This is a genomic window from Nocardioides sp. NPDC000445 (genome assembly GCF_040300245.1).
Classification (GTDB): Bacteria; Actinomycetota; Actinomycetes; order Propionibacteriales; family Nocardioidaceae; genus Nocardioides.
This window is the reverse complement of the sequence record NZ_JBEPDH010000012.1, coordinates 154,016-166,258: the sequence shown is the minus strand read 5'-3', so window position 1 is coordinate 166,258 and position 12,243 is coordinate 154,016. Positions and strand designations below refer to the sequence as shown.

The 12,243-nt window shown below is 70.8% G+C and carries 11 protein-coding genes; 6 read left to right on the top strand and 5 right to left on the bottom strand.

The features are described from left to right. The first annotated feature begins 22 nt into the window (after positions 1 to 22). Complete coding sequence (locus ABT304_RS17655; RefSeq protein ID WP_350717080.1) at positions 23 to 718, top strand: type 1 glutamine amidotransferase domain-containing protein; 696 nt, start codon at positions 23 to 25, stop codon at positions 716 to 718. Between the two features lie 66 nt (positions 719 to 784). Here ABT304_RS17655 and ABT304_RS17650 read toward each other — a convergent pair whose 3' ends face one another. The 4 genes from ABT304_RS17650 to ABT304_RS17635 form a co-directional block, all read right to left on the bottom strand. Continuing rightward, complete coding sequence (locus ABT304_RS17650) at positions 785 to 2,326, bottom strand: AbgT family transporter (protein ID WP_350717079.1); 1,542 nt, start codon at positions 2,324 to 2,326, stop codon at positions 785 to 787. 5 nt (positions 2,327 to 2,331) lie between these two features. Next, positions 2,332 to 3,312: a CE1 family esterase gene (locus tag ABT304_RS17645; RefSeq protein ID WP_350717077.1), complete on the bottom strand. Its 981-nt coding sequence runs from the start codon at positions 3,310 to 3,312 to the stop codon at positions 2,332 to 2,334. A gap of 103 nt (positions 3,313 to 3,415) precedes the next feature. Further along, complete coding sequence (locus ABT304_RS17640; RefSeq protein WP_350717076.1) at positions 3,416 to 4,177, bottom strand: creatininase family protein; 762 nt, start codon at positions 4,175 to 4,177, stop codon at positions 3,416 to 3,418. Beyond that, positions 4,177 to 4,863, bottom strand: coding sequence for a FadR/GntR family transcriptional regulator (locus tag ABT304_RS17635; RefSeq protein WP_350717074.1), 687 nt, complete (start codon positions 4,861 to 4,863; stop codon positions 4,177 to 4,179). The genes ABT304_RS17640 and ABT304_RS17635 overlap by 1 nt, the downstream gene beginning before the upstream one ends. An 89-nt stretch (positions 4,864 to 4,952) precedes the next feature. On the opposite strand from ABT304_RS17635, the gene ABT304_RS17630 reads away from it, so the two are divergent. From ABT304_RS17630 to ABT304_RS17610, 5 genes are all read left to right on the top strand, one after another. Then, on the top strand, positions 4,953 to 5,972 hold the full coding sequence (locus ABT304_RS17630) for a LacI family DNA-binding transcriptional regulator (RefSeq protein ID WP_350717072.1): 1,020 nt from the start codon (positions 4,953 to 4,955) through the stop codon (positions 5,970 to 5,972). A gap of 118 nt (positions 5,973 to 6,090) precedes the next feature. Further along, positions 6,091 to 7,770, top strand: a complete 1,680-nt coding sequence (locus ABT304_RS17625) for a glycoside hydrolase family 13 protein (RefSeq protein ID WP_350717070.1) — start codon at positions 6,091 to 6,093, stop codon at positions 7,768 to 7,770. Positions 7,771 to 7,800: 30 nt separating this feature from the next. Further along, complete coding sequence (locus ABT304_RS17620) at positions 7,801 to 9,168, top strand: ABC transporter substrate-binding protein (protein WP_350717068.1); 1,368 nt, start codon at positions 7,801 to 7,803, stop codon at positions 9,166 to 9,168. Positions 9,169 to 9,170: 2 nt separating this feature from the next. Beyond that, a complete protein-coding gene (locus ABT304_RS17615) occupies positions 9,171 to 10,136 on the top strand; it encodes a carbohydrate ABC transporter permease (RefSeq protein ID WP_350717066.1) in 966 nt (321 codons plus the stop codon). Then, on the top strand, positions 10,136 to 11,005 hold the full coding sequence (locus tag ABT304_RS17610; RefSeq protein WP_350717064.1) for a carbohydrate ABC transporter permease: 870 nt from the start codon (positions 10,136 to 10,138) through the stop codon (positions 11,003 to 11,005). Before ABT304_RS17615 ends, ABT304_RS17610 begins: the two co-directional genes overlap by 1 nt. A gap of 25 nt (positions 11,006 to 11,030) precedes the next feature. Here the strand turns inward: ABT304_RS17610 and ABT304_RS17605 are convergent, their stop codons facing one another. Next, the gene (locus ABT304_RS17605; RefSeq protein WP_350717063.1) at positions 11,031 to 12,236 is read right to left on the bottom strand and encodes an MFS transporter; all 1,206 of its coding nucleotides are present in this window, start codon (positions 12,234 to 12,236) and stop codon (positions 11,031 to 11,033) included. Between the last annotated feature and the right edge of the window lie 7 nt (positions 12,237 to 12,243).

The window sequence follows — 12,243 nt, the reverse complement described above, 5'->3', positions numbered from 1 at the left end:
CCGAACAAGAAGGAAGAACCTCATGACTCGCGTACTGATGGTCGTCTCCGCGGCCGACACCCTCGTCCTCGCCGACGGCACCGAGCACCCGACCGGCTTCTGGGCCGAGGAGGTCGCCGCCTCCCACGAGACGCTCGCCGCGGCCGGCGTCGAGATCGACATCGCCACCCCCGGCGGCAGGGCGCCGACGGTCGACGCGCTCTCGCTCAGCGAGCAGGGCGGCGTCCAGCCCGAGGACGCCGAGCGGTTCCGCGCCTACCTCGACACTCTCGAGAAGCAGCTCGCCCACCCGCTCGATCTCGCCGACATCGACCCGGCCGCGTACGACGCCGTCTACATCCCCGGCGGCCACGCCCCGATGACGGACCTGGTCGAGGACGCCTCGCTCGCCGCGCTCCTGACCGCCACCGACTCCGCCGGCCGACCGGTCGTCGCGCTCTGCCACGGCGTCGCCGGCCTCCTCGCCGCGACCGGCGAGGGAGGCTGGCTCTTCCGTGGCCGCCGGATGACCGGTTTCACCGACACCGAGGAGCAGCAGGGCGGCTACGGCGATAGCATCCCGTTCTCGGTCGAGCAGCGGATGCGTACGGCCGGCGGCATCGTCGAGACCGGCGAGCCGTGGAGCGACACCGTGATCGTCGACGGCACCCTGATCACCGGACAGAACCCTCAGTCCAGCGTCTCGACCGCGAAGGCGCTGCTGGAGCTGCTCGCCTGAACCACTCCCGAAGGCGTGACAGCGGCCCGGCGACCTCGACAGGTCGCCGGGCCTCGTCGCAGCGGATCAGCGGACCGGAGCCCCCGGGCCGAGCGGGATGCCGAGCGCCCACCAGAGGAAGAACAGGGCGGTCCAGGCGAGGCTCATCGCGATGGCCAGCGGCAGCGTGTAAGAGGCGAGGGTGCCGATGCCGGCGTCCTTGCGGTAGCGCTGCAGGAAGCCGAGGGCCATCACGAAGTACGGGCTCATCGGGGTGATCGCGGTGGAGCCGGAGTCGGCGATCCGGAAGAGCGCCTGGGTGGTCTCCGGCGGCACCGAGAGCAGCATCAGCATCGGCACCAGGACGGGCGCGGCGATGGACCACATCGCCGAGCCGCTGGTGACCATGATGTTGACGATGCTGAGCAGGGCCAGGACGAGCAGGAAGACCACCCACACCGGGATGTTGCTGGTCTCCAGGGCCTCGGCTGAGTTGACCGCGAGCACGTCGCCGAGGTTGGACCACTCGAAGTACGCCAGGAACTGGGCGATCGCGAAGAAGAGCACCAGCACCGGCGCCATCTGCTTGATCCCCTGGCCCATCAGCGCCGGCACGTCACCGGCCTTGGTGATCGAACCGGACAGCGTGCCGTACACGGTGCCGGCGAGGCCGAAGAGCACCGCGACGACCGCGGCGATGCCGGTGAGGAACGGCGACTCGGTCAGCGACCCGTCCTCGCCGCGCAGCGGAGAGCCCGGCGGGATGACGACGGCGGCGACGACCACGATCGCGACCAGCAGGCTCAGCAGGGACCAGCGCAGCGCCCGGCGCTCACGGCCGTCGAGCTCGAGCGTGCCGAAGTCGCCGTCGTCGGCGTCCTCGTCGGCGTCGAGGTCGGGCCGCTTGGAGAGGACGAACTTGGTCATCAGCGTGATCACCGCGGCCAGCAGCACCGAGGAGGCGATGTTGAAGAACCAGTTGCTGACGGGGGAGACGTACGCGCTCTCGTCGACGATCTGGGCCGCGGCCGTGGTGATGCCGGCGAAGATCGCGTCGTTGGGCGTGGGGATCGGGCTGGCGTCGTACCCGCTCGCGATCGCGGTGTAGGCGACCACGATCCCGAGGATCGGGGAGCGCCCCACTGCCCGGAAGGCGAGGCCGCCGAGCGGGACCAGGATGATGTACGCAGCCGCCGATGCCACGTGGGCGACGGTTCCGGTGAACGCGACGGCGAAGACCACCCAGCCGACGGGCACCCGGGAGATCCCGGTCTTCATCGCGGCGGTGAGGAACCCGGTGCGCTCGGCGACGGCGACACCCATGATGACCACGACGATGGTCGCCATCGGCGGGAACTCGGCGAAGTTGGAGACCATCGTGGAGACCGCCATCGCCAGGCCCTCACCGCTGAGCAGGCTCTGTACGACGACCTCCTCCCCGTCGGTGGGGGAGATGACCGAGACGCCGGCGGCCGCGCAGATCGCACTGATCACGGCGAGGATCGCGGCGAGGATCCAGAAGAGCCAGAACGGGTGGGGCAGGGCGTTGCCGACGCGCTCGATCACGCCCATCGCGCGGATGATCCACGGCAGCCTGTCACTGCCGGTGGGTGTGGTGGTGCTGGTCATGGGGGTCACCCTTCGCTGGTGAGGCGGTGGCGGGAGAAGAAGTCCCAGATCACCGTCGCGGACTCGATGGTGTGGGTGACGTGGCCGCCACCCGAGTAGATGTCGCCGCCGGGCCAGACGTGGCCGCCGCCTTCGACGGCGACGTGCTGGACCTCGGCGCCCTGGTCGCACCCGGTCCACCGGGTGGTCTCGACGTCACGGTTGGTGCGCGTGGCGGAGGCGGTGCAGCCGTTGTGGTCGGCCCAGCCCTGGACCCACTCCGGGATCGCGGGCAGGTCACGGTCGGCGTCGCCCGCGTAGGGGATGGTCGCGTCGGCGACGCCGTGGATCTCCAGGATCGGCGTCGGCGGTGCCTCGGCGCACCCGGTCCGGGTGCCTGGATAGAGGGCAGGCGCGACCGGGGCGACGGCGGCGAACGTGTCCGGCAGCCGGCAGGCGAGCAGGGCGGCCAGACCGGCGCCGTTGGACTTCCCGGTGGCGTAGACGCGGGACGTGTCGATGCAGTGGTCGGCCTCGATCGCGGCGAGGAGGTCGGAGGTGAAGGCGACGTCGTCGACGCCGGGAGCCTCGTACGGTGCGCCCTGCCAGGCCTTGCGATAGCCCGACCCGGTGCCGATCGCGCCGTCGGGGTAGGCGACCACCGCCGGGAGGTCGGAGAGCTCGGAGAAGCCCTCGACCTCGACGCCGGTGCTGCCGCGGCCGTGGTAGGCGACGATCAGCGGCCAGTCCGCGCGCCGTTCGTAGCCCTCGGGCAGGCGGAGCACGTAGCTGCGCTCGAGGTCGCCGCTGGTCAGCTCGTACTTCTGGCTGCTGTCGGGCTCCTGGTCCGTGGGCTTGGCGCAGGGCGCCGGAGTGCTCTCGCCGGTTGCTCGGCCTTGACCGGAGGCGTGGGTGAGGGCGGAGGTGGCGGTCGGTACCAGGGACAGCGCGGCCACGGCCGCGACCGCGACGGCCGGGGCCAGGAGGCGGGATCGTCGTGGGGACATGGGTGCTCCTTCGGGGCAGATCGATGCGTTTTCGGGTGTGCTGGATCGCCCGGCGACGCGGTGTGCGTCCCGGTCGGGTCCCGAGCTGGAGAGGGCGGGTGGCCTAGGTGTCGAGCCACTCCTTGATGAAGGCGACGATGCGGTCGGTGGCCTCGGCGAGGATGGCGCGGCCGTCCTCCGCGGTGGCGTGCCGCGGGTCGCCGAGCACGCCGCTGGGGGAGAGGCGGTCGTAGGGGAGGGCCACGGCCGGGTGGTTCACCGAGCGGGCCAGGCGGGCGAAGGGGTCGAGCTGGTCGGGCGAGGTGGTGCCCGGGACGAGCTGGTCGCGGCGTACGAGGTGGGGGGCGATGTGCAGCATCTGGGCGGTCTCGGCCTCGCCGCTGTGACCGGACACCGCGGTGAGCTCCATCGTGGCCACGGCGTCCTTGGCCAGCGCGGTCACCGGCGCCCAGGCGAGCTCCAGGTCGGGCCGGTCGCGCAGCAGCTCCTGGGCGAGGGTGCCGAGGGTGGCGTTGTTGCCGCCGTGCCCGGTCACCACGAGGAACCGGCGCCAGCCGTGGCCGGCCAGCGACTCGACGTACTCACGTACGACGGCGGCGAACAGCGCCGGACGCAGGCTCACCGTGCCGGCGAAGGCCTGATGGTGGGGCGAGACGCCGACCGGTACGCCCGGCCCGATGACGACCTTGCCGGGCAGGGCCTCGGCGACCGCGTCGGCGAGGGCCTCGGCGCGGATCTGGTCGGTGGCGAGGGGCAGTCCGGCGCCGTGCTGCTCGAACGCGCCCACGGGGATCACCACGACCGTCCCGCTCGCGGCGGCGGTCGCGGCCTCGAGGGTGGTCATCTCGGCGAGCTTCGCGGTCATCAGGCCTGCTCCGGGCCGAGGGTGGACGCGATCGCCTCGCGGATGGCAAGCAGGTGCTCGCGGGTGAGGGTGGCCGCGGCGTCGGGGTCGCCGTCACGTACGGCCTCGACGATCCGGAGGTGGTCGGCGTGGTCACGGTCGCGGTCGGTGTAGCGGTGCCGGATCTCGATCTGGTCGCGGGCCCTCACCTGCAGCAGTGCCTCGATCGTCTCGCGCAGCAGCAGGTTGCCCGAGGCGCCGGCGAGCGCGACGTGGAAGTGCAGCTCGGGCCGCTCGTCGGCGTACTGCGGCTTGAGCGAGTTGTCGGCCGAGAGCATCAGCGCTGCCAGGTCGTCGTCGGTGCGCGCCGCGGCCGCGGCCGCCGCGACCGGCGGCTCGAGCACGATCCGGGCGTCGAGCAGCTCGAGGACCGACTCGCTGCGCGACTCCGAGACATGCGGGTTGACCAGCAGGCGCCGGTTCACCCCGCCGCTCACGTAGGTGCCCGACCCGTGCCGGAAGCGGATCACGTCGGTCGCCTCGAGACGGCGCAGCGCCTCCCTGATCGTCGGTGTGGTCACCTCGAACCGTTTGGCCAGCTCGCGCGAGGAGGCCAGGGCGTCGCCCGGCTCCAGGCCCGCGGCCTCGATCATGGCGACGATGCCGTCGGCGATGCGTTCAGAGAGCGATGATGTGTTGCTGGTCACAGAAAGTGACTAAATCACTTATTGAATTGCGCGTCAAGGAGGCCATCGCTTGCAGACAGCTTGCGTAAAGCAGTTATATTCTTGCGTTCATGAGTAGACGTCTTGCCGACGCAGCCGCCCGCGCCAAGGTCTCCGAGGCGACCGTGAGCCGGGTGCTCAACGGCAAGCCGGGGGTCTCGGAGGCGACCCGCGAGCGGGTGCTGACCGCGCTCGACGTGCTCGGCTATGAGCGGCCGGTGAAGCTTCGCGGCGAGCGCGCCAGGCTGGTGGGCCTGGTCCTGCCCGAGCTGCAGAACCCGATCTTCCCGGCCCTCGCGGAGGTCCTCGGCGCACACCTCGCCCAGCAGGGGCTGACCCCGGTGCTGTGCACGCAGACCGCCGGCGGCGTGACCGAGTCGGAGTACGTCGACCTGCTCCTCGAGCAGCAGGTGGCCGGCGTCGTCTTCGCCGGCGGCGCCTACGCCCAGCGGGACGCGGACCATGCCCACTACGACCGTCTCGCCGGCCGCAACCTTCCCGTCGTGCTCATCAACGCGGCCATCGACGATCTGCCTTTTCCCCGGGTGGTCTGCGACGACGCCGATGCGATGGAGCAGGCGGCCGAGCACCTGATCTCGCTCGGGCACGAGCGGATCGGCCTGGTCCTGGGCCCGCGCGACCACGTTCCCTCCGAGCGCAAGCTGGCCGCCTTCCGCACCGTCTGCGACCGGACCGGTGTGCCGTTCGAGGAGGATCTGGTCGTACGCAGCCTCTACTCGCTCCAGAGCGGGCAGGCCTCCGCGGCGCGGCTGGTCGAGCAGGGTGCGACCGGCATCGTGTGCGCCAGCGACCCGCTCGCTCTGGGGGCGGTGAGGGCGGTCCGCCGAGCGCGGCTCTCGACACCCGCCGACGTGTCGGTGATCGGCTTCGACGACTCGGCGTTCATGGCGTTCGCCGACCCGCCGCTCACCACGATCCGGCAGCCGATCGAGGCGATGGGCCGGGCGGCCGTCGACTTCCTGGTGAGCCAGATCGACGGCACGCTCGGGCCGGTCGACGAGCTGCTCTTCGAGGGCGAGCTGGTGGTCCGGCGCTCGACCGGACCCGCAAGCCAGCGCGCAAAGTCCTGAAATTAATTACGCTCTGTCAAGTTCTTGCGCACTTTCATCGGCTGGCTTTACGGTCGCTGCACGCCGTCAAGGTGACGGCGGTCACATGAACGTGTGACCTGCTGAGAACGGAGTGCCCGTGACCGCCACGGAACCTCGACGGAGCGAGCCGGCACCGGTGGCGCTTCCGGTCTTCACCGAGCGCCCCGCCGACTGGTGGCGCTCCGCGGCGATCTACCAGATCTACCCGCGCAGCTTCGCCGACGCCAACGGCGACGGCACCGGTGACCTGGCCGGCGTACGGGCGCATCTGACGTATCTGCGCGACCTCGGGGTGGACGCGATCTGGTTCACGCCGTGGTTTCCGTCGCCGATGGCCGACGGGGGCTACGACGTCGCCGACTACCGCGCGATCGACCCGATCTTCGGCGACCTCGCCGAGGCGGAGGCGTTGATCCAGGACGCCCTCGAGCTCGGCATCCGCACGATCATCGACATCGTCCCCAACCACGTCTCCGACCAGCACCGATGGTTCCGGGCCGCGGTCGCCGCCGGGCCCGGTGCACCCGAACGGGAGCGGTTCTGGTTCCGAGACGGCCGCGGAACCGATGGCGAGCTGCCGCCCAACGACTGGACCTCGGAGTTCGGCGGCACGCCATGGACGCGACTGACGACGCCCGACGGCGTCCCCGAGCAGTGGTACCTGCACCTCTTCTCCGCCGAGCAGCCCGACCTCAACTGGCAGCACGAGGACGTACGCCGCGAGCACGAGGAGATCCTGCGGTTCTGGTTCGACCGAGCGGTCGCCGGGATCCGGATCGACTCCGCCGCCCTGCTCGCCAAGGACCCGGCCCTCCCCGACGTCCCCGACGACCCGCGACCGGGCGAGCACCCGTACGTCGACCGCGAGGAGCTCCAGGAGATCTACCGCGGCTGGCGCCGGATCGCGCAGGAGTACGGCACCGACCGGGCTCTGATCGGCGAGGTCTGGCTCCCCGACACCGCCCGGTTCATCCGCTACCTGCGCCCCGACGTCCTGCACGCGGCGTTCAACTTCGACTTCATGACCGCGCCCTGGGACGCCGAGGCGCTGCGTACCTCCATCGAGACGACGCTGCGCGTGCACGGCGAGGCCGATGCGCCCGCCACCTGGGTGCTCTCCAACCATGACGTCACCCGGCCGGTGACGCGCTACGGCCGTGCGGACACCGCGTTCTCGTTCGAGACCAAGCGCTTCGGCACTCCGACCGACCGGGCCCTCGGCGAGCGGCGGGCGCGGGCGGCGGCGATGCTGGCGATGGGGCTGCCCGGGGCGTACTACCTCTACCAGGGCGAGGAGCTGGGCCTGGACGAAGCCGACATCCCGCCGGACCGGATCCAGGACCCGATGCACTTCCGCAGCGGCGGTGTCGACCCCGGCCGGGACGGCTGCCGGGTGCCCCTGCCATGGAGCGGGGACCGGCCGCCGTACGGCTTCAGCCCACCGGGCGTGAAGACCTGGCTGCCGCAGCCCGAGGGCTGGGCGCGGCTGACGGCGCAGGCCCAGTCGGCCGACCCCCGGTCGATGCTGTCGCTGCACCGGATGGCGCTGCTGATCAGGCGTACGCACCCCGACCTGGTCGCCGGCGACTTCAGCTGGATCGACACCGACCCCGGGATCCTCGCCTTCCGCCGCGGCACGCGCTTCGCCTGCGTCGTCAACCTGACCGACACGCCCGTGGAGCTGCCGAGCAGCGACCACGTCTGGCTGGCCAGCTCGCCGCTCGAGGCGGGCCGGCTCCTTCCCGATGCCGCGGTCTGGCTGCGGCCCACGACCTGAGACCCCACCACAACATCCAGGAGACAGACCATGAGAACCACTCGGTTGCGCAGCGTCGCGCTCGCCGCGGTCGCGGCTGTCGTGCTCGGCTCGCTCACCGCTTGCGGTGAGACGTCGGACGACGGCGACGGCGTCACGATCACCGTCGAGGGCTGGCGCCCCGGCGACAAGCAGGCCACGATCGACGCCGTCAAGGCGCAGGCGGCAGCCTTCAACAAGGAGCATCCCGACATCACCGTGAAGCCGGTGGAGTGGCAGTGGAACGCGCAGACGTTCCCTGCCCAGCTCGCCGGCGGGACGCTGCCGATCTCGTTCCGGGTGCCGTTCACCGACACCAAGGGCCTCGTCGAGCGCAAGCAGGTCGCCGACGTCGACGCCGAGGTCCGCGAGCTGCCCTACTTCGACAAGCTCAACCCGACGGTGCTGGCCGCGGCGCAGGGCACCGACGGGAAGGTCTACGGGCTGCCCTCCGACGTCTACGCCAACGCGCTCCACTACAACCGCGACCTGTTCACGAAGGCCGGCCTCGACCCCGACAAGCCGCCGACCACCTGGGAGGAGCTGCGCGCGGCCGCCAAGCAGATCCACGACCGGACCGGTGCCACCGGGTACGCCGAGATGACCAGCTCCAACACCGGTGGCTGGATCCTCACGACCCTGACCTACGCCCTCGGCGGCCGGATGGAGACGCAGGACGGTGACACGTTCACCGCGACCGTCGACAACCCGCAGACCGCGGAGGCGCTGCGGCTGCTGCACGACATGCGCTGGACCGACAAGTCGTTCTCCGGCAACACCTCCTACGACTGGAACAGCATCAACCAGGCGTTCGCGGCGGGGAAGGTCGCGATGTACATCAGTGGATCCGACGTCTACAACTCCCTCGTCACGACCTCGGCGATCGACCCGGAGACCTACGGGCTCACCGCGGTCCCGATGGGTGACTCGGCCGAGGCCGGCGCGCTCGGCGGAGGCTCGGTCAACGTCGTCAGCGCCAAGGCGACCGAGGCGGAGGCCGAGGCGGCCGTGGCCTGGGCGGACTTCTTCCGGGTCCGCAAGTACACCGACGAGTCCGCGGCCGTCGCCGACGCTAAGACCCAGACCGCGGCCGAGCAGCCCGTGGGGACGCCGACCTTCCCGATCTTCGACGAGGCGTCGTACACCACCTACCAGGGCTGGGTGAAGGACTACGTCAACGTGCCGTTGGAGCAGATGACCGGCTACACCTCCAGGATGTTCGACCTCACGCTGGTCGCCGAGCCGCCCGCGCAGACGCAGGCCGTGTACGGAGCGCTCGACCCGGTCGTGCAGAAGGTGCTCAGCGACGAGAACGCCGACATCCCCGCGCTGCTGAAGGATGCCGACGCCTCCGTGCAGCAGATCCTGGACAAGGGCTGAGCGTGGTCGCTGACATGTCCCGGGTGGGTGGGCCGGCCCTCGTGCGAGGGCCGGCTCGCCGGCGTACGTCCTTCGTCTCCATCGTCGCGAGCTGGTGGCGCGGCAGCGCCGCGACTCTGGTCTTCCTGCTGCCGATGCTGCTCGTCTTCGGGCTGTTCTCGTGGTGGCCGATCGCCCGGACCGTGGTGATGAGCCTTCAGGAGACCAACCTCGTCGGGCCCGCGGAGTGGGTGGGCCTGGAGAACTTCCGCACGGTGCTCTCCGACCCGCTGCTGCCGGTGGCCTTGCGCAACACGGCGGTCTTCGCGGCGATCGCGTTCGTCTTCGGCTATCCGATCCCGCTGGTCATGGCGGTGGTCTTCAGCTCGCTGCGGAAGCTGCGTGGCCTCTACGCCTGCCTGGCCTACCTGCCGGTCGTGGTGCCGCCCGCGGTGGCGGTGCTGCTGTGGAAGACCTTCTACGACGCCGGGTCCGGGGGCGTGTTCAACACGATCCTGGGCTGGGTCGGGCTCGGGCCGGTGCCGTGGCTGGAGTCGGCCGACTGGGTGCTGCCCTCGCTGGTGATGGAGGCGACCTGGGCCGCGGCCGGCGGCACGGTGATCATCTATCTCGCGGCGCTGACCACGGTGCCGCAGGAGCTCTACGACGCCGCCTCGGCCGACGGAGCTGGCGTGCTCGGCAAGGTCTGGCACGTCACCCTCCCGCACCTGCGCCCGGTGCTGTTGATCACCTTGATCCTGCAGATCATCGGCACCGCCCAGGTCTTCCTGGAGCCCTATCTCTTCACCGGCGGCGGGCCTTCGCACGCCTCGTTGACGCTGCTGCTCCTGATCTACGAGTACGCCTTCGGCAGCACCACAGGCGGCGGCGACTACGGCCCGGCGACCGCGCTGAGCCTAATGATGGCGGTCGGGCTGGCGCTGCTGTCGTGGGCCTACTTCCGGCTGACTCGCGGATGGAGCGACTGATGAGCTTCGTCTCCTCCCTCGACCGGCGGCGTACGTCGGTGCGCTGGGGTCTTCGCGGCGTGCAGCTGGCGACGCTCGCGGCGCTGGTGGTGGTCTGTCTCGGTCCGCTGCTGTGGCTGGCGAAGTCGGCGGTCACGCCGACCCAGGACACGCTGCGCTCGCCGATCTCGCTGTGGCCGAACGGGCCGGACCTCTCGATCCTGTCGCAGGCCTGGACCGAGCTGGGCCTGTCGGCCTACCTGGTCAACACGGTGGTCATCGCCGCCGGTTCCTGGGCCGTCCAGGTGGTGGTCGCCACGACCGCGGGCTATGCGCTATCGGTGCTGCGGCCGCGGTTCGGGCGGATCCTCTACGGAGCCGTGCTCGCCACCATGTTCGTGCCGGTCGTGCTGCTGCTCGTCCCGCTCTACCTCACCGTGCTGAGCCTGCCGGTCGTGCACTGGTCGCTGGTCGGGACGTACGCCGGAGCCTTCCTGCCCGCGGGCGCCTCGGCGTTCAACGTGGTGATCATGAAGCGGTTCTTCGACAGCCTGCCCCGCGAGATCCTGGACGCCGCGCGGATCGACGGCGCCGGGGCGTACCGGCTCTTCTGGTCGGTGGTCCTGCCGATGTCGCGACCGGTGCTCGGGGTGGTGTCGGTCTTCGCCGTGCTCGCCGCGTGGAAGGACTTCATCTGGCCGCTGATCGTGCTGCCCGACCCGGCCAAGCAGCCGATCGCGGTCAGGCTGCCCTCGATCGCGCCGACCACCGACCTTTCCGTGCTGCTGGCCGCGATGGCGATCTCCGCCGCGCTGCCGATCCTCTTCTTTCTCGCCTTCCAGCGGCTCTTCCTGCGCAGCGAGGGTCTGGAGGGAGCGGTGAAGGGATAGCGACGGCGCGGACCAGGCCGGGAGGTCACCTGGCGCCCGGGACCCGTCGCTCCGGCGACGCCTGGGCGGCGTCCCGGTTTCGGATGCCGAGGACGGCGTATGTGCCCGCCACCGCGGCGACGACGACCAGGAGCAGCAGGCCGATGGTGTAGGAGTGGGAGGCCTCGTCGTACGTGGCGCCGAGAACGAGCGGGGGGAAGAAACCGCCCAGGCCACCGGCAGCGCCGACGATGCCGGTGACGGAGCCGACGCGAGCAGGTGGAGCGAGCTGGGCGACCCAGGTGAAGACTGCGCCCGCGCCGAGACCGAGGCACGCGGCCATCAGCACGAAGACGATGCCGGCCGGGATCTCGAGCGGAGGCTGGAGCGCCATCGCGACCGCGAGGACGGCAGCGCCGCCCAAGGCGACGGCGGTGACGAGCTTGGGTCCGAGGCGGTCGGAGAGGATGCCACCCAGCGGGCGGCAGACGACCGCGGCGACCGCGAAGCCGGCGGTGCGGGTGCCGGCGGCGGTCAGGTCGAAGGCGTACACGTCCTTGAGGAAGGTGGGCAGGTAGGTCGAGAACGCGACGAAGCCACCGAAGGCGACCGCGTAGAGGAACGACATCTGCCAGGTGACCGGCAGCTTCGCCGCGGCGACCAGCTTGGGGACGACCGGGTCGTGGTTGGGACGCCACGAGGGTGCGTCACGCAGGGTGAACCAGACCAGCACGGCCGATGCGACCAGGGCAGCGGTGACGATCACGTGCGTGCCGACGTACCCGAACCAGGAGACGAACCGTGGGGTGAAGAAGGCCGACAGCGCGGTGCCACCCATCCCGGCACCGAAGACACCCGTGGCGAAGCCGCGCCGCGACTTCTCGTACCAGGCGTTCGCGAAGGGGATGCCCACCGCGAAGGTGGTGCCGGCGATGCCGAGGAAGAACCCGAAGACGAGAAGCAGCACGTACGAGTCCAACGAGCCCGCCAGCGCGACCAGCATCACGAACGGGGCCGCGGCCAGCATCAGCACCGGGAACATCACCCGGGCGCCGTATCGGTCTGCGAGGGCACCGGCGAGGATCCGGCCCACCGAGCCGACCAGCACCGGCGTGGCCACGAGCACCGACTTCTGGGTGGCCGAGAGCCCCAGCGACTCGGTGTAGGTCACCCCGAGCGGGGCGATCATGTTCCAGGCCCAGAACGAGATGGTGAAGGCCCAGGTGGCCAGGAGCAGGTTCTTCAGCTGCATCGGGACT

Bases quoted from the DNA above. Each gene is read 5' to 3' on its own strand.
- ABT304_RS17650 (WP_350717079.1), bottom strand. From the start codon at position 2,326: ATGACCAGCACCACCACACCCACCGGCAGTGACAGGCTGCCGTGGATC.
- ABT304_RS17605 (WP_350717063.1), bottom strand. From the start codon at position 12,236: ATGCAGCTGAAGAACCTGCTCCTGGCCACCTGGGCCTTCACCATCTCG.
- ABT304_RS17620 (WP_350717068.1), top strand. From the start codon at position 7,801: ATGAGAACCACTCGGTTGCGCAGCGTCGCGCTCGCCGCGGTCGCGGCT.
- ABT304_RS17655 (WP_350717080.1), top strand. From the start codon at position 23: ATGACTCGCGTACTGATGGTCGTCTCCGCGGCCGACACCCTCGTCCTC.
- ABT304_RS17610 (WP_350717064.1), top strand. From the start codon at position 10,136: ATGAGCTTCGTCTCCTCCCTCGACCGGCGGCGTACGTCGGTGCGCTGG.
- ABT304_RS17630 (WP_350717072.1), top strand. From the start codon at position 4,953: ATGAGTAGACGTCTTGCCGACGCAGCCGCCCGCGCCAAGGTCTCCGAG.
- ABT304_RS17640 (WP_350717076.1), bottom strand. From the start codon at position 4,177: ATGACCGCGAAGCTCGCCGAGATGACCACCCTCGAGGCCGCGACCGCC.
- ABT304_RS17645 (WP_350717077.1), bottom strand. From the start codon at position 3,312: ATGTCCCCACGACGATCCCGCCTCCTGGCCCCGGCCGTCGCGGTCGCG.